Below are 21,913 nucleotides of genomic sequence, written 5' to 3'. Positions count from 1 at the left end.
GTGGTCAGTCTGCCTCGCCGGAGGCTATCGCGTCCGCCACCTCTTCCACGCGCTCCCGCTCCTCGGCGGCGAAGCGCTCCGCGTCGAGCTTCTCGGCGATCTCCTCGTCCTGCGCCATGAGCTGGTCGAGGTTGGCGTTGCCCATCTCGAAGACGCCCATGTCGACGTACGCCTCTTGCAGACGCTTGCCCCACAGGCCGATGTCCTTGACGCACGGCACGATGCGGGAGAACAGCAACTGCCGGAATATCGCCAGGAACTCGGACTGCTCGCTGTACTCGTCGGCCTGCGCCTTCGGGATGCCGAAGTTCTCCAGGACCTCGGTGCCGCGCAGCCGGTCGCGCATCAAGTAGCAGCCCTCGATGACGAATTCCTCGCGCTCGCGCCGCTCCGCGTCGCTGAGCTGCTGGTAGTAGTCGCGCAGCGCCATCCTGCCGAAGGCCACGTGCCGGGCCTCGTCCTGCATGACGTAGGTGAGGATCTGCTGGGGCAGCGGCTTGTCCGTGGTGTCGCGGATCATGCCGAACGCGGCGAGCGCGAGGCCTTCGATGAGGACCTGCATGCCGAGGTAGGGCATGTCCCATCGGGAGTCGCGCAGGGTGTCGCCGAGCAGCGCCTGGAGGTTGTCGTTGATCGGGTAGAGCATGCCGATCTTGTCGTGCAGGAAGCGGCCGTAGACCTCGGCGTGCCGTGCCTCGTCCATGGTCTGGGTCGCGGAGTAGAACTTGGCGTCCAGGTCGGGGACCGATTCGACGATGCGGGCCGCGCACACCATCGCGCCCTGCTCGCCGTGCAGGAACTGGCTGAACTGCCAGGAGGCGTAGTGCTTGCGCAGCTCGCCCTTGTCGTGGTCGGTCATCTTCGCCCAGTGGGGCGTGCCGTAGAGCGTCATGGACTCGTCGGGGGTGCCGAGCGGGTCGAGCGGGTCGACCTCCAGGGCCCAGTCGATGCGCTTGGCACCGTCCCACTGCTTGTCCTTGCCCTTCTGGTAGAGCGCGAGGAGCCGCTCGCGCCCTTCGTCGTACTCCCAGCTGAAGCGGGCCGAACTGGCCGACGGGACTTGCCAGTTGAGATCCGCAGGTGGACTCGTGTAAAGCTCGTGCGTCGCCATGAGGGCAGGCTCACACGTTGCTGGACAAGGGGTCAACAAGTCGTGCGCAAGGGATTGACGGCCTTACTGACAAGCAGTCTCATAAGACTTGACCGCCGGTAACCCGCGACAAGGCAGGAACAGTCATGACGACCGTGACGGAAGACGCTTCCCTGGACGGACTGCGGGACGCGCTCGGACTGCTCAAGGACCGGGAGCAGGTGGCCCTCCGGCTCCTGGAGTCGTCCGCCAAGCACTCCTTCGACCCGGACAAGGACCTCGACTGGGACGCTCCGCTCGAGGAGGGCAAGTGGTTCTGGCCGCCCGAGCTCGTCTCCCTCTACGACACCCCGCTGTGGAAGCGGATGTCCGAGGAGCAGCGGCTCGACCTCGCCCGGCACGAGGCCGCCTCGCTCACCTCGCTCGGCATCTGGTTCGAGATCATCCTGATGCAGCTGCTCGTCCGGCACATCTACGACAAGTCGGTGACCAGCGCCCACGTGCGGTACGCGCTCACCGAGATCGCCGACGAGTGCCGGCACTCGATGATGTTCGCCCGGGTGATCGAGAAGGGCGGCGCACCGACCTATCCCGTCACGCGCCTGACCCACAATCTCGCGCGCGTCCTCAAGACGGTCTCCACCACCCCCGGCTCGTTCGCCTGCACGCTGCTCGGCGAGGAGATCCTCGACTGGATGCAGCGCCTCACGTTCCCGGACGAGCGCGTCCAGACGCTGGTGCGCGGCGTGACCCGCATCCACGTCGTCGAGGAGGCCCGCCACGTGCGGTACGCCCGCGAGGAGTTGCGGCGCCAGATGGCGACCGCGCCCCGCTGGGAACGGGAGCTGACGCGCATCAGCTGCGGTGAGGCCGCCCGCGTCTTCTCCATCGCCTTCGTGAACCCCCAGGTCTATACGAACGTCGGCCTCGACCGGCGGGAGGCGATGGCCCAGGTGAAGGCGAGCGGGCACCGGCGGGAGGTCATGCAGACGGGGGCGAAGCGGTTGACGGACTTCCTCGATGACATCGGGGTGATGAGGGGGGTCGGGCGGCGGCTCTGGCGGAGTTCGGGGTTGTTGGCCTGACATCCAGCCCGTCCGGCGATTGAGGACGAGCCCGGAGGGCGACCGGGGGTCCGGGGGCGGAGCCCCCGGAGTGCGGCCACCCCGGACTACGCTGCACTTCATGACGACGCCAGCGCCCACCCCTGCGTACCGCCGCCTCAGCGTCGAGGCGCGGCGGAGGCAGCTTCTGGACTCCGCGCTCACCCTCTTCGCGCACCGCGCGCCCGAGGAAGTCAATCTCGACGACGTCGCGGAGGCGGCCGGGGTCTCGCGGCCGCTCGTCTACCGCTACTTCCCGGGCGGGAAGCAGCAACTGTACGAGGCCGCGCTGCGCTCCGCGGCCGACGACCTGGAGCAGTGCTTCGCGGAGCCGCCGGACGGGCCGCTCACCCGGCGGCTCTCCCGGGCGCTCGACCGGTACCTGGCCTTCGTCGACCAGCACGACACGGGGTTCAGCGCGCTGCTGCAGGGCGGCAGTGTGGTGGAGACCTCCCGGACGACGGCCATAGTGGACGGCGTGCGCAGGGCCGCCGCCGAACACATCCTCAGCCACCTGGACGTGCCAAAGCCTGGTCCGCGGCTGCGGATGACCGTGCGGATGTGGATCACGGCGGTCGAGGCGGCCTCTCTGATCTGGCTCGACGAGGACAAGCAGCCGCCGCTCGACGAGCTGCGGGACGTGCTCGTGGAGCAGTTCATGGCGGTTCTCGTGGCGACCGCGGGGCGTGACGCGCAGACGGCGGAGGTCGTGCGCTGGGCGCTGACCCTGGAGACGCCGGAAGGGCCCGTCGGCGCCCTCGCCCGGCACGTGCTGCCCGTGGTGGCCGACGCGGCGCACCTGCTGTGACACTGGAGGCGTGAAGAGCGAAGACACCCCTTTCGTGGGTGGCCCCCTGGACGGCCGGGTGCTCCCGGTCCTGCTCGGGCCGACCGGGCACCCTCCGAAGGTGTACCGCGTGCCCGTCCCTGACGACGCGGGCGGCCCGCCGACCGTCCTGGTGTACCGACGGGCGGCCGCCGCCACCCCTGACCGGCGCTTCTCCCTCACCCCGAAGTGGCACTACGAGTACGACGCCGAGGGCGACACGGGCGGCGGCCTGAAGTGGCCGTGGTCGAAACCGGACAAGCGGGAGGGCCGAAAGCCTCCGCCCTCCCCGACCGACCCGACCGACCCGACCACCCCGTCCGCCCCGGACGAGTGACCTCGTTGCGCCGACCGCCCCCCGCCGGGAGGCGCCCCTCAGGAGCCGGGCCGATGCTCGCGGTGCGTGCCGGAGGTCCCGCCACGCACCGGAGGTGATGGCGTGTCAGGAAGGCTGCTGCGGTGGGTCTGCACGGGTGCCGTGGTGGGCGTCCTGATCACCACCATGCCCGGGGCGAGCGCGGTGCCCGCACCCGCGCCCGACCCCGGGGAGCGTCCGGTCTCCCAGCTTCTGACGGACCTTCAGCGGCTCTACCGGTCGGCGGAGGAGGCTTCGGAGACGTACCACGCGACCGGGGAGAAGCTGAAGAAGCAGCGGGCCGAGGCGGCGAAACTCGACAGGAAGCTGGCGAAGGTCCGCGCGTCGGTGCACGACAGCCGGGGTGAGGCCGCCCGCTTCGCCCGGCAGCAGTACCAGGGCACCACCGGACTCTCCCCCTACCTGCGCCTGCTCCTCGCCCGCGACCCGCAGCGCGCCCTCGACCAGGGGCACGTGGTCCGGCGGGCGGCCGCGGGCCGGGCCGCCACGGTGCGACGCCTCGTCGGCGGCGAGAAGAAGGCGGACGACCTCGCGGGCGAGGCCAAGAAGGCCCTGGACACCGGGGCCGCCCTCGCGGCCCGGCAGAAGAAGCAGCGGAACGAGGTCGACGGCCGCCTCAAGGAGGTCGAGGAGCTGCTCTCCTCCCTCACCCCCGACCAGCTGGCGGCGGTGCGGCAGGCGGAGGAGACGGACACCGCCGACTCCGAGCGGCGGTTCGAGGCGTCCGGCGCGCTCAGCGGCAGCCCGGCCAGGCGTGCGCCCTCCCGGCAGGGCGACAGGGCCCTCGACTACGCGGTGCGGCAGATCGGGCGGCCCTACGAGTGGGGCGCCGAGGGCCCCGAGAGGTTCGACTGCTCGGGGCTGACCCAGCAGGCCTGGGCGCACGCGGGCCGGGAGATCCCGCGGACCAGCCAGGAGCAGTGGGCCGAACTGCGCCGCATCCCGCTGACGCGGCTGCGCCCCGGCGACCTGATCGTCTACTTCCCCGGGGCCACGCACGTGGCGATGTACCTGGGCGACGGCAAGGTCGTCCAGGCGCCGCGCCCCGGCGCCCGCGTCAAGGTCTCCCCGATCGGGGCGAACCCGGTGCTCGGCGCCGTGCGCCCCGACCCCGGAGGCCGGGCCATGCGCGGGTACACCCCGCCGAGGCTGCCCGCGGGGGCCACCGCGGGCAGCGACCTCGGGTACGGGTCGGCTCAGGCGCCGGGCGCGACCGACTCCAGGTAGGCGGCCGCCTTGTCCGGGTCGAAGAAGAAGTCCTCGAGGTCGGCCGGGTCGTCGAAACCGTTGACGAACCGGTCGGCGACCGGCTGGAGCTGCCCGGCTGCGCCCAGGATGTTCAGGACGTGCTCCGGCGGGGGGCCCAGCATCGCGTTGGTCCACTTGGTGACGTGCTGCGCCGTCCCCCAGTAGCGGTCGAAGGCCGACTGCATCCACGCCTCGTCGAAGGGCTTGTCGCCGTGCTCGACGATGGAGGAGAGGTACGAGGCGGCGCACTTGGACGCCGAGTTGGAGCCCTGGCCGGTGATCGGGTCGTTGGCGACCACCACGTCGGCCACGCCGAGGACCAGGCCGCCGCCGGGCAGCCGGCCGATCGGCTTGCGCACGGTGGGGGCGTACCGCCCGGCCAGCGTGCCGCCCGCGTCGGTCAGTTCGACCTTGGTGGCGCGCGCGTACTCCCAGGGCAGGAACTTCTCCATGAGTTCGAGGGTGAGCGCCAGGTGCTCGCTCGGGTCCTTGATGCCCTGGAAGACGTCGAGGGGGCCGCCGGGGATGCCCTCCCAGAAGAGGATGTCCGCGCGGCCCGAGGTGGTGAGCGTCGGCATCACGAAGAGCTCGCCGATGCCGGGCACCAGGTTGCAGCGCACCGCGTCGAACTCGGGGTGCTCGGGGCGCGGGCCGAGCCCGTGGACGTACGCCACCGCGAGCGCGCGCTGCGGCTCGGTGAACGGGGAACGCTCCGCGTCCCGCTCGAACATCGAGACCAGCTCGCCCTTGCCCGCCGAGACGAGCACCAGGTCGTAGGCGCGCGAGAAGTAGTCGAGGTCGCCGACCGCGGCACCGTGGATGACCAGCTGGCCGCCGCGCTGCGCGAAGGTGTCCATCCAGCCCGCCATCTTCACGCGCTGGTCGACGGACTGGGCGTACCCGTCGAGCTTGCCGACCCAGTCGATGACGCGGGAGGTGTCGGGCCCGGCGACGGAGATGCCGACGCCCTCGATCCTGGGGGCCTGCGACTCCCAGAAGTTGGCCTGGATGTCGCGCTCGTGCTGCAGCGCCGTGTGGAACATGCACTGCGTGGACATGACCCGGCCCGACCGGATCTCGTCCGCCGTGCGGTTGGACATCAGGGTGACCTCGTACCCCTGGCCCTGGAGGCCGAGGGCGATCTGGAGCCCGGACTGACCGGCTCCGACGACAAGTATCTTTCGCATGGAGGTCCTTCTTCTCGGTCTGGCTGGCTTCTCAGTCCGGACTCGTTCAGGTCTTACTCAGGGGTCGCGTCGAGCGCGTGGCCGACCAGGGCGAGCAGGGACTCGATCGCCGATATCCGGCGCCGCGCGTCCATGATCAGCACGGGGATGTGCGCGGGCACCGTCAGCGCCTCGCGCACGTCGGCCACCTCGAACTTCTCGCTGCCGTCGAAGTGGTTGACGGCCACGATGTACGGCAGCCCGCAGCTCTCGAAGTAGTCGAGCGCCGGGAAGCAGTCGGAGAGGCGGCGGGTGTCGGCGAGCACGACGGCGCCGATCGCGCCGCGCACCAGGTCGTCCCACATGAACCAGAAGCGCTGCTGGCCGGGCGTGCCGAAGAGGTAGAGCACCAGGTCGTCGTCGAGCGTGATGCGGCCGAAGTCCATGGCGACCGTCGTGGTCGTCTTCTCCGGGGTCCCGCTCAGGTCGTCGGTGTCGGCGCTCGCCTGCGTCATCAGCGCCTCCGTCTGGAGGGGCGTGATCTCGGAGACGGCGGTCACCAGCGTCGTCTTGCCGACGCCGAAACCGCCCGCCACCACTATCTTCGTGGCGATCGGGGCACGTGACCTGTCCGTCTGCCAGGCCTGCAACTGACCCTCGTTGTCGAGGAGTTCAGAGACGGCGGAGTCCACTCAGCACCCTTTCCAGCAGTGCGCGGTCGGGCTGTCCCGGGCCGTGGCCCGTTCCGTAGACCCGGATCTTTCCCTGGTCGGCGAGGTCGCTGAGCAGGACGCGGACCACGCCCAGCGGCATCTTGAGGAGCGCGGCGATCTCCGCGACCGTGCGCATGCGCCGGCAGATCTCGACGATCGCGCGCATCTCCGGCATGACCCTCGCCAGCGTGCCCTTGGGCAGTTCGCGGCGCTCCTCGGGCGCCTCGAGCGCGGCGACGAAGGTCTCGACGAGCAGGACGTGACCGAACCTGGTCCGTCCGCCGGTCAGCGAGTAGGGGCGGACGCGAGCGGGTTTTCGCTCGCCGCCGCGCTGCGGGAGCTTCGGCGGTTTGCGGCTGCCGCTCATCGGGCGCTCTCCATCGACTGGCGCAGCTCACTGCGGAGTTCGGGGGTGAGGACGTGCCCGGCGCGGCCGACGAAGAGCGCCATGTGGTACGCGACGACACTCATGTCGCAGTCCGGGGTGGCATGCACGCCGAGCAGCGAACCGTCACTGATCGACATGACGAAGAGGCTGCCCTCCTCCATCGCGACCATCGTCTGCTTGACCGCTCCGCCGTCCATCAGCTTGGCGGCGCCGATGGTGAGGGAGCCGAGGCCCGACACGATGGTGGCGAGGTCGGCGCTGGAGCCCCTGGGGCCCGTGGGGTTCGCGGCGGGGCGCTCGACGTTCCTGCCGGGGTCGGAGGAGAGCAGCATGAGCCCGTCGGAGGAGACCACCGCGACGGAGAGGAGCCCGGGGACCTCCTCCACCAGGTTCGTCAGGAGCCAGTGCAGATTGCGGGCTTCGCTGCTCAGGCCGTACGCGACGGGTTCCGCGGGTCCTGTGGAGCCTGCGGGTGCCGCGGGTCGTGCGGATGCCGCAGGTCGTGCGGACGCCGCGGGCCGTGCGGGTTCTGCGGATTCGACGGGTGCGGCGGAAGAACTGGGCGTGCGCATGGGCGCAGTCAACTGCTTGCCTCCTCGACTGAGTCCCCCATTACGTCTGCGACCTGTGTGGTCTTTTCGTTACGTTGTGGCTGCTCTGCCGGGTCCGTCTCGGCGGCGAGTTCGGCCTCCACGTCACGTCGGCCGCTCTGCGCGCCCTGGTGGAAACCGCCCAGGCGCCGACGGAGCGCGTCGGCGTCCACGGAACCGCTGCGTGGCTTCGGCGGGGCGGCCGGTGCGGTGATCTTCGGCGTCCGCTTCGGCAGGCCCTTGTCAGTGACACGCTCCCACTTGGGAGGCGCGGGCTCGGGCTCCGGCTGCTTCGGCTGCTCCGGCTCCGGTGACGGCGACGGGGGCGGCGTGGGCGGCAGGAGCTCCATGGTGGTCTCGGGGGACGGCGAAGGCTCGGGCTCGGGCTCGGGCTCGCGGGCCGACTCGGGCTCGGGCTCGTGGGCCGACTCGGGCTCGGGCTCGCGGGCCGATTCCGGTTCGGGCTTCGGCAGCTCCGTTTCGAGCGTGCGCTCCGCCGCCGCGATGAGCGGGTCCGCCCCCTCGCCCACGGCGGTGGCCAACCGGCCCGGGATGACGTTCGAGTTGGCCTCGGCCTCCGAGCCGGGCAGGTGGACGAGCCCGCCCTCCCCGGCCCCGGCCGCCGCGCTCACGCCGGAAGGCGCCCCCGCCAGCGGCGGCGCCCCCGCCAGGATCGCGGTGGGCAGCACCACGACCGCCGCGATCCCGCCCTGCTTCTGCTCCCGCAGCCGCACCCGCGCCCCGTGCCGGGCCGCGAGCCGCGCGACGACGTAGAGGCCGAGGCCGAGGCCGTCGCCGCTCTCCTGGTCGTACACGTCGTCGGGGTCGAAGTCCGCGAGGCGGGCGTTGAGCTCCCGCATCCGCTCCTGGGAGACACCGATGCCCTCGTCCTGGACGGAGAGCATGACCTCGCCGTTCTCCAGGAGCCAGCCGGACACCTCGACGGCGGCGTCCGGCGGCGAGAACGATGTCGCGTTCTCCAGGAGTTCGGCGGTGAGGTGGCTGATGTCGTCCGCGACGAACCCCGCCACGTACGCGTGCGGCGGCAGCGTGGCGATGCGGACGCGTTCGTAACGCTCGATCTCGGAGACGGCCGCGCGCACCACGTCGACGAGCGGGACGGCGCCGGGGTGCTGGTGGCCGTGCTCGGCTCCGGCCAGGACCAGGAGGTTCTCGCTGTGCCTGCGCATGACCGTGGCCAGGTGGTCGAGCTTGAAGAGGGTGGCGAGCCGGTCGGGGTCCTGCTCGCGCTCCTCCAGGTTCTCGATGACGGCGAGCTGGCGCTCCACCAGGCCGAGGGTGCGCAGGGCGAGGTTGACGAAGGTGCCGTGGATGGACTGGCGCACCCGCGCCAGGTGCACGGAGGCCTCGGCGAGCTCCTCGCGCAGCGCCGCGCGCTCGTCGGCCATGGACTGCCGCTGCCCGATGAGGTGCTTGCGGTCCGATTCGAGGGTGGCCAGGCGCTCGGCGAGGGCGACCGCGTGGCCCTGCAGCGCGTTGACGGAGCGGACGGCCTGGGCGAACTCGTCGTCGCGGCCCGTGAAACGGATCGGCTCCTGGGGGCCGGGTTCCCCGGCGAGGCGGGCCGAGCCAAGGCGCAGGACGGCGAGCGGCCGGGTCAGCGAGCGGGCCGCGCCCATGGCGACCCCGACCGCGACGAGCAGGCAGACGCCCACGAGCGCGATACGGATCTCCAGGGCCGTGACGTCGTCGTCGCGCAGCTGGGCGAGCTGCTTGGTGCGCTCGACGCCGAGCGCGGACTCGGCGCCGCGCATCGTCTCGATACGGGCGGAGAGCGCGGCGTCGACCTTCTTGGCGCTGAAGCCCCGCTCGGCGGCGGAGAGCGTGGGCTGGTCGGTGAGGCGCTTGAGGTACTTCTCCGCGGCGGTGACCTCGGAGCCCGTGACGGTCGACTCGAACGTGGCGCGGGCGGGGTCGCCCGCCGCGTCCCGGAAGTCGGCGAGCGCGGCGAGTTCGCGGACGCGGGCCTGCTGGGCGGCGGAGCTGAGCTCGTCGCGGCGCTTGGTCTCGGCAGGGGTGCCCTCGGTGGCGTTGGCCGGGAGGCCGGTGACCGGGTCGAGCGTGGTGGTGCCGGTGGAGTCGGGCAGGGCGAGGGCGGCGAGGAGGAGGCCGCGGGTGGCGGCGGCCTGCTCGACGGCGTGGTCGAGGTCGGCGAGGGCGAGGGCGCCGCCGTTCGCCTCGGGGGGCAGCCGCTCGGCCAGGTCGCGGGTCAGCCCGTGCAGTTCGGCGATGACCGAGGTGTACGCCTCATGGGCTTCGAGAGCGGTGCTCTTGCCGGTGAGCGCCGCTCTGCGCACGGCGGCGATGTCGGCGAGGTCGTCGCGAAGGCCGGTGGGCGCGTCGGCGCCGCGGAGCTCGTCGATCTGCCGGTCCACGCGGGCGCTGCGGCTCTGGGAGAGCCCCTTGCCCTGCGGGCGCCCCGAGGCGATGAACGTGGTGACCTCGTCCCGCTCGTCGGCGAGGGAGTGGCCGAGGGAGACCGCCTGCTGGGTCTGTTCGGCGAGCGTCACCAGGCTCTGCGTGTCGTTGAGGCGACCGGACGCGGCGACGATGGCGGGCGCGCCCGCGCCCGCGATGGCGGCGGCCACGACGGCCACGGCGACGATCAGCCGATTGCGCACTCGCGCGGTGGGTGCCTTGTTGACCGGGGGCGCGGCCACGGGGGTCGCGGCGGGGGCCGCGGCGGCGGCCGGTCCGGCGGAGGCGTCAGCCGCGGCGACCGCGCTCTCGCCCGCCCCGGATGCCATTCCTGATGCCGCTCCGGATGCCATTCCGGATGCCGCTCCGGGCCCCGCTGCGGCGTCCGCGGAGAGGTCCGTGGCGGTGCGCTCCGGCACACGCTCGGTCGGAGTCGTCGCGCCCGGCGTGGCCCCTTCCGGGGCCGTCTGCTTGCCTTTGCGCCGAGGCCGAATCTTCTGCACCGGTGCTCGCATTCTTGTTTTCGTCTGCCCTTGGGCCCGGGTGACGGCATGTCAACACGAGCGCTCCCCCGGTACGGCTCCCGACCCTTCCAGTGCCGGTGAGTGGCGGTCGTGCATCGCCTGCCTGGCCACCCGAAGGAGTGAACATCGGCGGGGAGTTGGGGAGCAAGTCCCGGCTGGACGGCCGTGCGGCCGGTGCGGTGTGCCGGTTGGACGTCGCTCGAAGGCTTTGGCAGGATGCGCCGCCACACCCCGACGGAGGTGATCATTCCGGTCGAATTCCGGCGGCCGTACCGCCGGTAGGGACCTCCCTCCTGCCCCTTTTCCGCTCCCCCTGACCTCCGTGAAGACCTCGTGCAGACTGGCCGGATGCGTATCGAACTCGCCACCGAGCCCGGCGACCCCGCACGCCCCAACGAGGACTTCGCCTCGGTCGCGCTTCCCGCTTCCGGACAGGGCGGTTCGCTCGTCCTCCTGGACGGCGTGACGCCGCCCGAGGGAGCGGTCGGCTGTCCGCATTCCGTCCCCTGGTTCATCGCGCGACTCGGCGGCGCCCTGAGCGAACTGTCCGTTTCACGCCGGGATATGACGCTCACTGAGGTCCTTTCGGCCGCCATCTCGCGTACGGCCGACGCCCATCGTTCAACCTGTGACCTTTCTCACCCTCGTACGCCACAGGCAACCGTGGTGCTCGTGCGGTGGGACGCGGAGCGCGTCGAGCACCTGGTCCTGTCCGACTCGGCGCTGCTCATCGCGGGCCGCGACGGCTCGGTGACCGCGATCCTCGACCGCCGCCTCGCCGAACTGCCGCCCACCGTGTGGGCCCTGCGCGACCAGGTGCGCGCCCTGCCGCGCGGCTCGGCCGAGCGGGACGTGGCGGCCCGCGCCTACGGGGCGGCCGTCGAGGCGCTGCGCAATGCCGAGGACGGCTTCTTCACGGCCGCCACCGACCCCTCGGCCGCGCTGCGCGCGGTCACCGGCGAGCTGCCGCGGGCCGAGGTGACGGCGGTGGCGGCGCTCACCGACGGGGCAGGGCGGTGGGTCGAGACGTTCCGCGAGGGCGACTGGACCGACTGCTTCACGCTGCTGCGCAAGCAGGGGCCGCAGCACCTGGTCGACCGGGTGCGGGAGTTGGAACACGCGGACCCGGACCGCCTGGCCCACCCCCGCGGGAAGCGGCACGACGACGCGGCGGTCGTGTACGCGGAGTTGTGAGGCGTCCGTACAAAGGGAGGCGTCCGCGTACGGGCGAGGAGTACGGGTGAGGCGTCCGCGTACGGGTGACGTGGCCGCCGGTGAGCGGGCCGCTCAGGCGTCCGCGCTCTCGTTCAGCCGTCCGAGCAGCCGGGCGAGTTCGGCGACCTCCGCCCGGTCCCACGCCGCCAGCCTGCGCACGTACTGGGCCCGGCGCCCGGCGCGCACCGTGCGGAAGCGGGTGCGGCCGTCCGGCGTGAGCTGGATGAGCCAGGCGCGCCCGTCGGCCGGGTCGGGCTCGCGCGAGACCAGGCCGAGCTCCTCGAGCGCCCGCAGCTGGCGGCTCATCGTGGCCTTGCCGACGCCGATGTAGGCGGCGAGTTCGGTGGCCCGCTGCGGCCCCGAGTCGTCGAGGCAGACGAGCAGTCCGTACGCGGCGGGCTCCAGATCGGGGTGGACCTGGCGCGCCATCTCGCCCGACGAGGCCCGCGCGCGGCGCAGCAGCAGCGACAACTCCCGTTCGAGGGAGAGGAACTCGCGATCCGTCCCCTGTTCCACGTCGCCCTGTGCGCCACGCCTCACGTCGTCTTCTGCAGCACCCATGTCCCGCTTTCCCGTTTCTGAAAGTTATCGCCGGAAGGACCTCGCGCCGCAGCCGTGGCGACAGCGGCCTGACCAGTATTTCGCAAGGTGACGACCGCTCCGCTCCGATGCCACCGTCACAGGAGTGGACCAACGGCAGAAGTCTGGCCCCCTTCCCTAGCGCCGGTCTACGTGCGTAGCTTTCAAGTGACATGTTCACACCAGAGCATGTCGACAGGTCCCCACCGAGCACCACCGAGGCCTTCGGAGGCACGCCCATGCCCGTGCACAGACCCGGAACGGCCCGCCGCTCGCGCTTGTCGCCGGCGGGGGTTCTCCTCGCAGCACTGTCCGCCCTCTCCCTCCTCCTGACGCTCCCCACAGCGGCCAGTGCGGACGACGACGTCCCCGCGCGCGGCTCCGCCCGCCTCGGCCAGGGCGTCATCGAACACGATGGCCAGGGCGGTCTGCCCACCGGCGGTGGCGCCGCGCAGACCGAGGGCGTCGACGTCAGCAGCCACCAGGGCAACGTCGCCTGGTCGACGCTGTGGAACAGCGGCGTGAAATGGGCCTACGTCAAGGCCACCGAGAGCACGTCCTACAAGAACCCCTACTTCGCCCAGCAGTACAACGGTTCGTACAACGTGGGCATGATCCGCGGCGCGTACCACTTCGCGACGCCCGACACCTCGAGCGGCGCGAGTCAGGCCAATTACTTCGCGAGTGGCGGCGGGGGCTGGTCGCGGGACGGCAGGACCCTGCCGGGCGCCCTCGACATCGAGTGGAACCCGTACGGGGCGGCCTGCTTCGGCAAGTCCCCGTCCGCGATGGTGAGCTGGATCCGCGACTTCCTCACCACGTACAAGGCCCGCACCGGACGCGACGCCGTCATCTACACCGCCACCAGCTGGTGGAAGCAGTGCACCGGCAACTACAGCGGCTTCGGCGCGAGCAACCCGCTGTGGATCGCCCGCTACGACACCGGCCCGGGTGAACTCCCCGCAGGCTGGGGCTTCCAGACGATGTGGCAGTACACCTCGTCGGGACCGACGGTCGGCGACCACAACAAGTTCAACGGCGCCCTCGACCGGGTGACGGCACTCGCCAACGGCTGAGCGCACGGACGGCGGCCACCCCGGTGCGGGGGTGGCCGCCGTTCCGCTGTGCCGGGCTAAGCGGCGACCGGGACCCGCACCTCGGCCACCTCGGCCTCGGTGAGCGCCAGTTCGAGCACCTGGCGCACATCCGTGACCGCGTGCACGTCGAGCTTCTCCAGGACCTCGGCCGGTACGTCGTCGAGGTCCGCCTCGTTCCGCTTCGGGATGATCACCGTGGTGACCCCGGCGCGGTGCGCGGCGAGCAGCTTCTGCTTGACGCCGCCGATCGGCAGGACGCGGCCGGTCAGCGAGATCTCGCCGGTCATCGCCACGTCCGTACGGACCAGGCGGCCGCTGAGCAGCGAGGCGAGGGCGGTCGTCAGCGTGACACCCGCGCTCGGCCCGTCCTTGGGGACGGCGCCCGCCGGGAAGTGGATGTGCACGCCCCGGTCCTTCAGGTCGCCCACGGGCAGTTCCAGTTCGGCGCCGTGCGAGCGCAGGAAGCTCAGCGCGATCTGCGCGGACTCCTTCATCACGTCGCCGAGCTGACCGGTGAGCGTGAGCCCCGAAGCCCCCGTCTCCGGGTCGGCGAGCGACGCCTCCACGTACAGCACGTCGCCGCCTGCCCCCGTGACCGCGAGCCCGGTGGCCACGCCCGGCACCGCCGTGCGCCGCTCGGCCGGGTCCTGCGCGGACTCGGGCACGTGGTGCGGCCGCCCGATGAGCTCGCGCAGGTCCGCGTCCGTGACCGTGAACGGCAGCTCCCTGTCGCCCAGTTCGTGCTGCGCGGCGATCTTGCGGAGCAGCCGGGCCACGGAGCGCTCCAGGTTGCGCACGCCTGCTTCACGGGTGTACTCGCCGGCGAGCTTGCGCAGCGCGCTCTCGTCGAGCGTCACCTCGTCCGCCTCCAGACCTGCCCGCTCCAGCTGGCGCGGCAGCAGGTGGTCGCGGCCGATGACGACCTTCTCGTCCTCGGTGTAGCCGTCGAGCCTGACGAGCTCCATGCGGTCGAGGAGGGCCTCGGGGATGGCTTCGAGGACGTTGGCGGTGGCGAGGAAGACGACGTCGCTGAGGTCGAGCTCGACCTCCAGGTAGTGGTCGCGGAAGGTGTGGTTCTGGGCCGGGTCGAGGACTTCGAGGAGGGCGGCGGCCGGGTCGCCCCGGAAGTCGGAGCCGACCTTGTCGATCTCGTCGAGGAGCACCACCGGGTTCATGGAACCGGCCTCCTTGATGGCCCGCACGATGCGTCCGGGCAGCGCCCCCACGTACGTACGGCGGTGGCCGCGGATCTCCGCCTCGTCGCGTACGCCGCCGAGCGCGACCCGCACGAACTTGCGGCCCATGGCGTGCGCGACGGACTCGCCGAGACTCGTCTTGCCGACGCCCGGAGGCCCCACCAGGGCGAGCACGGCGCCGCCGCGACGGCCGCCGACGACCCCGAGGCCGCGGTCGGTGCGGCGCTTGCGCACCGCGAGGTACTCGGTGATGCGCTCCTTCACGTCCTGCAGACCGGAGTGCTCGGCGTCGAGGATCTCCTGGGCGCCCTTGATGTCGTACTCGTCCTCGGTGCGCTCGTTCCAGGGAAGTTCGAGGACGGTGTCGAGCCAGGTCCTGATCCAGGAACCCTCGGGCGACTGGTCGCTGGAGCGCTCCAGCTTGTCGACCTCCTTGAGGGCCGCCTCGCGGACCTTTTCGGGCAGGTCGGCGGCCTCGACGCGGGTGCGGTAGTCGTCGGACTCCTCGGCCGCGTCCTTGCTGTCGCCGTTGATCTCGCGCAGTTCCTTGCGGACGGCGTCGAGCTGACGGCGGAGCAGGAACTCGCGCTGCTGCTTGTCCACGCCCTCCTGTACGTCCTTGGCGATGGACTCGGCGACGTCCTGCTCGGCGAGGTGCTCGCGCAGCTGCTCGGTGGCGAGCTTGAGGCGGGCGACCGCGTCCTCGGTCTCCAGGAGCTCGATCTTCTGCTGGGTGGTGAGGAACGGCGAGTATCCGGAGTTGTCGGCGAGCGCGGAGACGTCGTCGATCTGCGTGACGCGGTCGACGACCTGCCAGGCGCCGCGCTTCTTCAGCCAGCTGGTGGCGAGCGCCTTGTACTCCTTGACGAGCTCGGTGACGGCGCCCGGCAGGGGCTCCGGCACGGAGTCGTCGAGCCGCTGGCCCTCGACCCAGAGGGCGGCGCCGGGGCCGGTCGTCCCGGCGCCGATGCGCACCCGGCCGCGGCCGCGGATGAGGGCACCGGGGTCGCCGTCGGAGAGCCGGCCGACCTGCTCGACGGTGCCGAGGACGCCGGTCGCGGCGTACGTCCCGTCGATGCGCGGAACAAGCAGCACCTTCGGCTTGCTGTCGCCACTGGACCGGGCGGCGGCCTGCGCGGCCTCCACCGCGGCCCGCACGTCCGCGTCGGACAGATCGAAGGGCACCACCATGCCGGGCAGGACGACCTCGTCGTCGAGCGGCAGCACGGGCAGAGTGAGCGACGTGTACGTGGTGGACTCAGTAGCCATGATCTCCCCTTCGGCATTCAAGTTGAGCTATACCGACTCAATGCTCATGAGCTTCGAGATGTTCCCCCACCGTGTTCGCTGTGAGCGATCACCCGGAGACGCACCGTCCGAGGGCTGTCCGAACCCTGTCCGAGCACCGTCCGAGCACCCGTCCGAGCACTGTCCGAGGGCTGATTTCCGGTCACGCAGCGTGCGGATGTCCGCAGGGCGGCGTTCCCCTGCGGCCGTTCCGTTGGGACCGTGGACACTCCGACTCTCACGGAGGGCAGCCATGGTGGACACACCGGGGACCGGCGACGACGGCACACGGGATGTGTTGGATCAGCTCGCGGAGCACGCTCTGGGGCACCTCTTCTCGGCGGCGCTGCGCACGGCGGTGAGCTGCCGGATAGCCGACCGGCTCGCGGCGGGCCCGCGCACCGCCGGACAACTGGCCGAACTGACCGACACGCACGCCGGACACCTGCGCCGTGTCCTGCGCTATCTCGCCACGCGCGGCATCTTCCGTGAGGACGCGACGGGCGCGTTCCACCTCACGCCGCTCGGGGACGCCCTCCGCACGGACGCGCCGAACTCCCTGCACGAGGGGGTCCTGCTCCTTACCGATCCGATGTTCCAGCGCACGTCGGCGAGCCTGGAGGAGACGGTGCGCAAAGCGGGCCCGTCCTTCGAGCGCATCTTCGGCAAGCCGTTCTACGCCCATGTCGCCGATGACCCGGAGCTGCGGGAGCTGTTCGACAAGGGCATGGCCTCGCTGTCGGGCCAGATCGACACGGTGATCGCCGGGACGTACCCCTTCCCGGAGAAGGGCACCGTGGTGGACGTGGGCGGCGGGCGCGGCGGGCTCCTGCGCGCGGTCCTGCGCGAGCGCCCCGGCCTGACGGGCATCCTCTTCGACCAATCGGCCGCGGTGAGCACCCACCTGCTGGCCGAGGACGACGCGGTACAGGGCAGATGGCGGGCCGACTCCGGGGACTTCTTCACCGAAGTCCCCGAGGGCGCGGACATCTACGTGCTCAAGCACGTCCTGCACAACTGGCCGGAGGACGCCTGCCTGCGGATTCTGCGCAACTGCCGCGCGGCGATGGCGCCGGACGCCCGTCTCCTGATCGTCGACCCCGTGCTGCCCGGCGGCAACGCACCGCACCTCGGCAAGACCCTGGACGTGGCGATGTCCGCCATTCTGGACGGCCAGGAGCGGACGGAGGACGAGTTCTCGGCGCTGCTCACGGTGGCGGGGCTGCGGCTGACGCGCATCCTGCCGACCGAGATGTTCACGTCGATCGTGGAGGCGGAGGCGGCCTAGAGACAGCCTCTCAGCGAGGCGCGGTCGGCCCGTTCAGGAGCGCGCGGCCGGCCCCGCCCTCGTATCCAAGATCATGACCCCGCCCCCGTACCCAAGATCATCGAGTGCAGAATGGCCCGTATGCCGATGACGCACCCTCAGATGCCGGGCGCTGCCGTCCCGGAGGCGGCGACGCCGGAGGACGCCTCGCCGATAGGCCGCATCCTGGCCCGCGCCTTCGGCGACGACCCGATGATGCGCTGGTTCTTCCCTGTCTTCTCCGGGAGCCAGACGCGCGAGGCGGACCTCGGCCGCTACTTCGCCACCCTCTTCACCCGGCAGTACGTGCGCCACGGCGTCTGCGAGCGCACCCCTTCGGCGGCCGCCTTCTGGGTGCCGCCGGGCGCGCAGCACGAGGCCGTGCCGGACGCGGAGACCGTCGAGCAGCTCGCGGAGATCCTGGGCGACCGGGCCCCGCTGTTCCGCGAAGCGGCGGCCGCGGCCGCCGGGCAGGCCCCCCGGGAGCCCCACTGGTACCTGGCCGTGCTCGGCGCGGACCCGGCCGCCCAGGGCCGGGGCCATGGCGCCGCCCTGCTCCGCTCCGGCCTCGCCAAGGCCGACGCGACGGGCCTGCCCACCTACCTGGAGTCCTCCAAGGCGGAGAACATCCCCTTCTACGGGCACTTCGGCTTCATGGTGCTCGGTGAGGTCCGGCTCCCGGGCGGCGGCCCGCCCCTGTGGGTGATGCGCCGCGCACCGGCCTGGCAGGCCGGCGCCTGAGCCTGAGCAGCGGCCAGGTGGCGACGCCGATCAGGAGCGCGAGCAGGTGGCCCCAGCTGGTCATCGGGTCGGTGAACGCGATCAGGTCCTCGACCAGCACGCAGCCGAAACCGGCGAGGACGGTCCAGCGCAGCCACGGCGTGAGCAGTCCGGCGAGCGCGCCCACACTGGCGGCCACGCCGAAGCTGATGCCGTAGTCGAGCCGGTGCAGCGAACTGCCGGGCAGATGGCCCGCGAGGACCGAGACGGCGACCGGAACCTCGGTCACGAGCGTCGCGACGACATGCCCGAGGAGGAAGACCGCCGCGGTGCGGATGCCGCCGATGCGCCGCTCCAGGGCGGTGAGCACCAGCAGGAAGCCGACCGCGTACGGGGACGTGATGCCGCCCGCGATCCACAGGGCGCTGGCGACCAGGACGAGGGCGGGGTTGTGCGCGAGGTGCGCCACATCGGTGCTCGATCCGCGCAGGAGCGAGTCGACGAAGTCCGGGTCCGCGTACCGGGCGACCATCGAGGTGGCGGCGAGCACGAGCGCGTACCCGAAGGTGAACGGCGTGCCGGTAGGGGTGGGCAGCAACCGGCCGAGCCGCGACAGGGCCCGCAGCCTCTGACTCCGCACGCTCTGCACGGCGCCGGTGCAGGGACCGACGACTGCGGCGCCCGAGCCCGTGACTGCGGCATCGACGACTGCGGCGCCCGACCCCGTGACTGCGGCGTCCACGACTGCGGCTGCGGCGCCCGACCCCGGGACTGCGGCGTTCACGACTGCGGCTGCGGCGCGCGAGCCGATGGCTGCGGCGCCCGAGGCCAGGGCCGCGCTCCCCGCGTGCGCCACGCCCCCGCCCGTGTCCGGGGCGCCTGTCCGCACGTCCGGGGCGCCGTCGCCCGGGTGCGGTGCGCGCGCCCGGCCCGGTGGGGGCAGGTGCGCCGGCTGTCGCGGTATTCCGTTCAGGGTGCCCGGCGTCGCCGCGTCGGACGCGGCCGCGGCGGGCCGCACGCTCTGGTTCACGGGTGAGGCGCTCCTTCCGTCCCACCCCACCCTTTGCCCTCTTTTCCCCTGTTGTCTATGACAGGCGCCACGTGAGGTGCGTCTCACAGGCAACCCGCGGGCCGATTTGTGCGTCGCCACCGATTTCCGCGTCGCCAACGATTTCCGCGTCGCCACGAAAAATCACCTGAGCTCCGGCGGCCCGTCGAAATACGCTGCCGCCATGGCCACATACGCTGCCGCCACGGCCACCCACACCGCCGCCCCCGTCATCCTCGACCGGCGCGAGGGCCCGTACGGCGAGGTCGTCCTGCGGCGCCACGGTGAGCTGCTGCAGATCATCGCCAACGGCTGTTTCCTGATGGACACCTCCGACGGCCGCTCCGAGCGGCTGCTCGTCGACGCGGCCCGCGACACCCTCGACGGCCGCCGGTCCCCCGCCGTTCTCATCGGCGGCCTCGGCGTCGGGTTCTCCCTCGCGCACGCCGCCGCGGACCCCCGCTGGGGGCGCGTCGCCGTCGTCGAGCGCGAGCAGGCGATCATCGACTGGCACACCGGCGGACCGCTCGCCGAGCTGTCCGGTGCCGCGCTCGCCGACCCACGTACGCAGATTCTTCACACCGATCTCGTCACATACGTCTCCGAGGCCTCGGAGACGTACGACGCGCTCTGCCTGGACATCGACAACGGCCCCGACTGGACGGTGACGGAGGGCAACAACTCCCTTTACTCGCCTGCCGGTCTGGCCGCCTGCAAAGCCCGTCTGAACCCCGGTGGAGTGCTCGCCGTATGGTCCGCCCAACCCTCGTCCGCTTTCGACGACGCTCTACGGAATGCCGGATTCCAGAGGGTACGGACGGAAGAGATCCCCGTTGCCCGAGGCGTCCCGGACGTGGTCCATCTCGGCGTCAGGGCTGCGTAGCCGAGGTGCCTTCGCGACCCGTACTCTGCTGACCGAACACAAGCGATCAGTGTCAGGGGCGGGCGATGGAGCAGACACACACCTCCCACAACGGCGCCACGGCGGCGACGCCGGGCGCCCAGCGCCGGGTGCTGGTGGTCGAGGACGACCCGACGATCGTCGACGCCATCGCCGCCCGGCTGCGTGCCGAGGGTTTCGTTGTGCAAACGGCGGGAGACGGCCCTTCGGCGGTCGACACCGCCCAGGCGTGGCAGCCCGACCTGCTGATCCTCGACATCATGCTGCCGGGCTTCGACGGCCTGGAAGTGTGCCGCCGGGTACAGGCGCAGCGTCCCGTCCCCGTCCTCATGCTCACCGCGCGTGATGACGAGACGGACATGCTGGTCGGGCTGGGTGTCGGCGCGGACGACTACATGACCAAGCCGTTCTCGATGCGCGAGCTCGCGGCCCGCGTGCACGTGCTGCTTCGCAGGGTCGAGCGGGCGGCGCTCGCCGCGACCACGCCCCGCAGCGGCATCCTGCGCCTGGGCGAGCTGGAGATCGATCACGCTCAGCGACGTGTGCGAGTGCGCAGCGAGGACGTCCATCTGACGCCCACCGAGTTCGACCTCCTGGTCTGCCTGGCCAACACCCCGCGCGCCGTGCTCTCCCGCGAGCAGCTGCTCGCGGAGGTCTGGGACTGGGCCGACGCGTCCGGCACCCGCACCGTCGACAGCCACATCAAGGCGCTCCGCCGGAAGATCGGGGCCGAGCGGATCCGTACGGTGCACGGAGTCGGATACGCCCTGGAGACCCCCACCCCGTGAGGCGGGCCGTGCGATGAGCGGACCATTCACAGGACTGCGGCCCTTCTCCATCAAGACCAAGCTCGGCGCCCTGGTGGTCGTCTCGGTGTTCATCACCACGGGCCTGCTCCTGGTGGCGACGAAGACCGAGACCGAGCTGCGCTTCATCACCGTCTTCTCGGTGATCGCCACCCTGCTGATCACGCAGTTCGTGGCGCACAGCCTCACCGCCCCGCTGGACGAGATGAACGCGGTGGCCCGCGCCGTCTCGCACGGCGACTACACGCGCCGGGTGCGCGGCGCCGACCGGCGCGACGAGCTGGGCGACGTGGCCTCCACGATCAATGCCATGGCCGACGACCTGGAGGCCCAGGACACCCAGCGCAAGGAGCTCGTCGCCAACGTCTCGCACGAGCTGCGCACCCCCATCGCGGGGCTGCGCGCGGTCCTGGAGAACGTCGTCGACGGCGTCTCCGCGGCCGACCCCGAGACGATGCGCACGGCCCTGAAGCAGACGGAGCGCCTGGGGCGGCTCGTCGAGACCCTCCTCGACCTGTCCCGCCTGGACAACGGCGTCGTCCCGCTCAAGGCCCGCCGCTTCGAGGTGTGGCCCTATCTGTCGGGCGTCCTGAAGGAGGCCAACATGGTCGCCTCCGCGCGCGCGGGCATCGCCTCCGGCTCCGGCAGCCACACGCGTACGGACGTCCATCTGCACCTCGACGTCTCTCCCCCGGAGCTGACGGCCCACGCGGACGCGGAGCGGCTCCACCAGGTCGTGGCGAACCTCATCGACAACGCGGTGAAGCACAGCCCGCCCCACGGACGTGTGACGGTCCTCGCCCGGCGCGGCCCCTACCCCGAGTCCCTGGACCTGGAAGTGCTCGACGAGGGCCCCGGCATCCCGGAGTCGGAGTGGCACCGCGTCTTCGAGCGCTTCAACCGCGGCAGCCACGCAGGCGCCCTCGCGCCGGGCTCCGGCAACGACGGCGGCACGGGGCTCGGCCTCGCCATCGCGCGCTGGGCGGTCGATCTGCACGGCGGGCACATCGGGGTGGCCGAATCCCCTCGCGGTTGCCGGATCCAGGTCACTCTTCCGGGCCTGCCCCAGGCATGAAGTTGACGTAGGGTTCGAAGTGGAAGCGGAGAACAGGGCTGCTCAAGGGCGCCCGGAGGCCGCCGCCGCGCGTAGACGTCCCACCGGCGTACCCGCGCGGCCATCTGGCGTTGCAGAACCTCGCTTGTTTCCCGCCATTTACAGCGCCGAAACCATTGTTCCAGTGTGACTTACGCGACGGATGCCGGGCCCGGTCTGCACCTCGCGCCCTGGGAGGCGT

At 71.7% G+C, this 21,913-nt stretch carries 20 protein-coding genes; 11 read left to right on the top strand and 9 right to left on the bottom strand.

What is annotated here, in order from left to right; translation table 11 throughout:
• Window positions 1–4: 4 nt before the first annotated feature.
• Window positions 5–1,111: a ferritin-like domain-containing protein gene (locus ABZ953_RS14740; protein WP_361722347.1), complete on the bottom strand. Its 1,107-nt coding sequence runs from the start codon at window positions 1,109–1,111 to the stop codon at window positions 5–7.
• Between the two features lie 125 nt (window positions 1,112–1,236).
• Here ABZ953_RS14740 and ABZ953_RS14735 point away from each other — a divergent pair, with 125 nt between their 5' ends.
• The 4 genes from ABZ953_RS14735 to ABZ953_RS14720 all read left to right on the top strand — a co-directional run bounded on the left by ABZ953_RS14735 (window position 1,237) and on the right by ABZ953_RS14720 (window position 4,622).
• Window positions 1,237–2,175: a diiron oxygenase gene (locus tag ABZ953_RS14735; RefSeq protein ID WP_361722344.1), complete on the top strand. Its 939-nt coding sequence runs from the start codon at window positions 1,237–1,239 to the stop codon at window positions 2,173–2,175.
• Between the two features lie 100 nt (window positions 2,176–2,275).
• On the top strand, window positions 2,276–3,001 hold the full coding sequence (locus tag ABZ953_RS14730) for a TetR/AcrR family transcriptional regulator (protein ID WP_361722342.1): 726 nt from the start codon (window positions 2,276–2,278) through the stop codon (window positions 2,999–3,001).
• Between the two features lie 10 nt (window positions 3,002–3,011).
• Window positions 3,012–3,356: a hypothetical protein gene (locus ABZ953_RS14725; protein ID WP_361722339.1), complete on the top strand. Its 345-nt coding sequence runs from the start codon at window positions 3,012–3,014 to the stop codon at window positions 3,354–3,356.
• A 102-nt stretch (window positions 3,357–3,458) separates the two neighbouring features.
• On the top strand, window positions 3,459–4,622 hold the full coding sequence (locus ABZ953_RS14720; protein ID WP_361722336.1) for a C40 family peptidase: 1,164 nt from the start codon (window positions 3,459–3,461) through the stop codon (window positions 4,620–4,622).
• Here the strand turns inward: ABZ953_RS14720 and ABZ953_RS14715 are convergent.
• From ABZ953_RS14715 to ABZ953_RS14695, 5 genes are read right to left on the bottom strand one after another with little or no spacing between them, the layout of a single operon-like run.
• On the bottom strand, window positions 4,592–5,830 hold the full coding sequence (locus ABZ953_RS14715; RefSeq protein ID WP_361722333.1) for a styrene monooxygenase/indole monooxygenase family protein: 1,239 nt from the start codon (window positions 5,828–5,830) through the stop codon (window positions 4,592–4,594). The genes ABZ953_RS14720 and ABZ953_RS14715 overlap by 31 nt on opposite strands.
• A 53-nt stretch (window positions 5,831–5,883) precedes the next feature.
• Window positions 5,884–6,501, bottom strand: a complete 618-nt coding sequence (locus ABZ953_RS14710) for an ATP/GTP-binding protein (protein ID WP_361722330.1) — start codon at window positions 6,499–6,501, stop codon at window positions 5,884–5,886.
• A complete protein-coding gene (locus ABZ953_RS14705; RefSeq protein WP_361722327.1) occupies window positions 6,482–6,889 on the bottom strand; it encodes a DUF742 domain-containing protein in 408 nt (135 codons plus the stop codon). Before ABZ953_RS14705 ends, ABZ953_RS14710 begins: the two co-directional genes overlap by 20 nt.
• A complete protein-coding gene (locus ABZ953_RS14700) occupies window positions 6,886–7,482 on the bottom strand; it encodes a roadblock/LC7 domain-containing protein (RefSeq protein ID WP_361722324.1) in 597 nt (198 codons plus the stop codon). The genes ABZ953_RS14705 and ABZ953_RS14700 overlap by 4 nt, the downstream gene beginning before the upstream one ends.
• 8 nt (window positions 7,483–7,490) lie before the next feature.
• Window positions 7,491–10,268: a nitrate- and nitrite sensing domain-containing protein gene (locus ABZ953_RS14695; protein WP_361722321.1), complete on the bottom strand. Its 2,778-nt coding sequence runs from the start codon at window positions 10,266–10,268 to the stop codon at window positions 7,491–7,493.
• A gap of 543 nt (window positions 10,269–10,811) precedes the next feature.
• Between ABZ953_RS14695 and ABZ953_RS14690 the strand changes: the two genes are divergently transcribed.
• Complete coding sequence (locus ABZ953_RS14690) at window positions 10,812–11,657, top strand: protein phosphatase 2C domain-containing protein (RefSeq protein WP_361722318.1); 846 nt, start codon at window positions 10,812–10,814, stop codon at window positions 11,655–11,657.
• 93 nt (window positions 11,658–11,750) lie between these two features.
• Here ABZ953_RS14690 and ABZ953_RS14685 read toward each other — a convergent pair whose 3' ends face one another.
• Window positions 11,751–12,239 carry a MarR family transcriptional regulator gene (locus tag ABZ953_RS14685; RefSeq protein WP_361722314.1) on the bottom strand — a complete coding sequence of 163 codons (489 nt, stop codon included), beginning with the start codon at window positions 12,237–12,239 and terminating at the stop codon, window positions 11,751–11,753.
• Window positions 12,240–12,496: 257 nt separating this feature from the next.
• Between ABZ953_RS14685 and ABZ953_RS14680 the strand changes: the two genes are divergently transcribed.
• A complete protein-coding gene (locus tag ABZ953_RS14680) occupies window positions 12,497–13,333 on the top strand; it encodes a lysozyme (RefSeq protein WP_361722311.1) in 837 nt (278 codons plus the stop codon).
• 56 nt (window positions 13,334–13,389) lie between these two features.
• On the opposite strand, the gene lon is transcribed toward ABZ953_RS14680, so the two are convergent.
• Window positions 13,390–15,819: an endopeptidase La gene (gene lon, locus ABZ953_RS14675; protein ID WP_361722308.1), complete on the bottom strand. Its 2,430-nt coding sequence runs from the start codon at window positions 15,817–15,819 to the stop codon at window positions 13,390–13,392.
• Window positions 15,820–16,090: 271 nt separating this feature from the next.
• Here lon and ABZ953_RS14670 point away from each other — a divergent pair, with 271 nt between their 5' ends.
• Window positions 16,091–17,125, top strand: coding sequence for a methyltransferase (locus tag ABZ953_RS14670; RefSeq protein ID WP_361722305.1), 1,035 nt, complete (start codon window positions 16,091–16,093; stop codon window positions 17,123–17,125).
• Window positions 17,126–17,236: 111 nt separating this feature from the next.
• The gene (locus tag ABZ953_RS14665) at window positions 17,237–17,884 is read left to right on the top strand and encodes a GNAT family N-acetyltransferase (RefSeq protein ID WP_361722302.1); all 648 of its coding nucleotides are present in this window, start codon (window positions 17,237–17,239) and stop codon (window positions 17,882–17,884) included.
• Here the strand turns inward: ABZ953_RS14665 and ABZ953_RS14660 are convergent.
• Complete coding sequence (locus ABZ953_RS14660) at window positions 17,796–18,893, bottom strand: rhomboid-like protein (RefSeq protein WP_361722299.1); 1,098 nt, start codon at window positions 18,891–18,893, stop codon at window positions 17,796–17,798. The genes ABZ953_RS14665 and ABZ953_RS14660 overlap by 89 nt on opposite strands.
• A 202-nt stretch (window positions 18,894–19,095) precedes the next feature.
• Here ABZ953_RS14660 and ABZ953_RS14655 point away from each other — a divergent pair, with 202 nt between their 5' ends.
• The 3 genes from ABZ953_RS14655 (at window position 19,096) to ABZ953_RS14645 (ending at window position 21,693) form a co-directional block, all read left to right on the top strand.
• Window positions 19,096–19,794 carry a spermidine synthase gene (locus tag ABZ953_RS14655; RefSeq protein WP_361722296.1) on the top strand — a complete coding sequence of 233 codons (699 nt, stop codon included), beginning with the start codon at window positions 19,096–19,098 and terminating at the stop codon, window positions 19,792–19,794.
• 65 nt (window positions 19,795–19,859) lie between these two features.
• A complete protein-coding gene (locus ABZ953_RS14650) occupies window positions 19,860–20,600 on the top strand; it encodes a response regulator transcription factor (protein ID WP_055701842.1) in 741 nt (246 codons plus the stop codon).
• Window positions 20,601–20,613: 13 nt separating this feature from the next.
• On the top strand, window positions 20,614–21,693 hold the full coding sequence (locus tag ABZ953_RS14645) for a HAMP domain-containing sensor histidine kinase (RefSeq protein WP_361722293.1): 1,080 nt from the start codon (window positions 20,614–20,616) through the stop codon (window positions 21,691–21,693).
• Window positions 21,694–21,913 lie beyond the last annotated feature (220 nt).

Source organism: Streptomyces sp. NPDC046465 (assembly GCF_040646035.1).
In the GTDB taxonomy this organism is placed as follows: domain Bacteria; phylum Actinomycetota; class Actinomycetes; order Streptomycetales; family Streptomycetaceae; genus Streptomyces.
Note: the sequence above shows the minus strand (reverse complement) of the source record. Positions and strands in the feature narration are given on the sequence as shown.

What these genes read in the sequence shown, in the direction of transcription:
- ABZ953_RS14740 (WP_361722347.1), bottom strand. Translation starts at nt 1,111, where the DNA reads ATGGCGACGCACGAGCTTTACACGAGTCCACCTGCGGATCTCAACTGG.
- ABZ953_RS14735 (WP_361722344.1), top strand. Translation starts at nt 1,237, where the DNA reads ATGACGACCGTGACGGAAGACGCTTCCCTGGACGGACTGCGGGACGCG.
- ABZ953_RS14730 (WP_361722342.1), top strand. Translation starts at nt 2,276, where the DNA reads ATGACGACGCCAGCGCCCACCCCTGCGTACCGCCGCCTCAGCGTCGAG.
- ABZ953_RS14715 (WP_361722333.1), bottom strand. Translation starts at nt 5,830, where the DNA reads ATGCGAAAGATACTTGTCGTCGGAGCCGGTCAGTCCGGGCTCCAGATC.
- ABZ953_RS14705 (WP_361722327.1), bottom strand. Translation starts at nt 6,889, where the DNA reads ATGAGCGGCAGCCGCAAACCGCCGAAGCTCCCGCAGCGCGGCGGCGAG.
- ABZ953_RS14700 (WP_361722324.1), bottom strand. Translation starts at nt 7,482, where the DNA reads ATGCGCACGCCCAGTTCTTCCGCCGCACCCGTCGAATCCGCAGAACCC.
- ABZ953_RS14695 (WP_361722321.1), bottom strand. Translation starts at nt 10,268, where the DNA reads ATGGCATCCGGGGCGGGCGAGAGCGCGGTCGCCGCGGCTGACGCCTCC.
- ABZ953_RS14690 (WP_361722318.1), top strand. Translation starts at nt 10,812, where the DNA reads ATGCGTATCGAACTCGCCACCGAGCCCGGCGACCCCGCACGCCCCAAC.
- ABZ953_RS14685 (WP_361722314.1), bottom strand. Translation starts at nt 12,239, where the DNA reads ATGGGTGCTGCAGAAGACGACGTGAGGCGTGGCGCACAGGGCGACGTG.
- ABZ953_RS14680 (WP_361722311.1), top strand. Translation starts at nt 12,497, where the DNA reads ATGCCCGTGCACAGACCCGGAACGGCCCGCCGCTCGCGCTTGTCGCCG.
- lon (WP_361722308.1), bottom strand. Translation starts at nt 15,819, where the DNA reads ATGGCTACTGAGTCCACCACGTACACGTCGCTCACTCTGCCCGTGCTG.
- ABZ953_RS14670 (WP_361722305.1), top strand. Translation starts at nt 16,091, where the DNA reads ATGGTGGACACACCGGGGACCGGCGACGACGGCACACGGGATGTGTTG.
- ABZ953_RS14665 (WP_361722302.1), top strand. Translation starts at nt 17,237, where the DNA reads ATGGCCCGTATGCCGATGACGCACCCTCAGATGCCGGGCGCTGCCGTC.
- ABZ953_RS14655 (WP_361722296.1), top strand. Translation starts at nt 19,096, where the DNA reads ATGGCCACATACGCTGCCGCCACGGCCACCCACACCGCCGCCCCCGTC.
- ABZ953_RS14650 (WP_055701842.1), top strand. Translation starts at nt 19,860, where the DNA reads ATGGAGCAGACACACACCTCCCACAACGGCGCCACGGCGGCGACGCCG.
- ABZ953_RS14645 (WP_361722293.1), top strand. Translation starts at nt 20,614, where the DNA reads ATGAGCGGACCATTCACAGGACTGCGGCCCTTCTCCATCAAGACCAAG.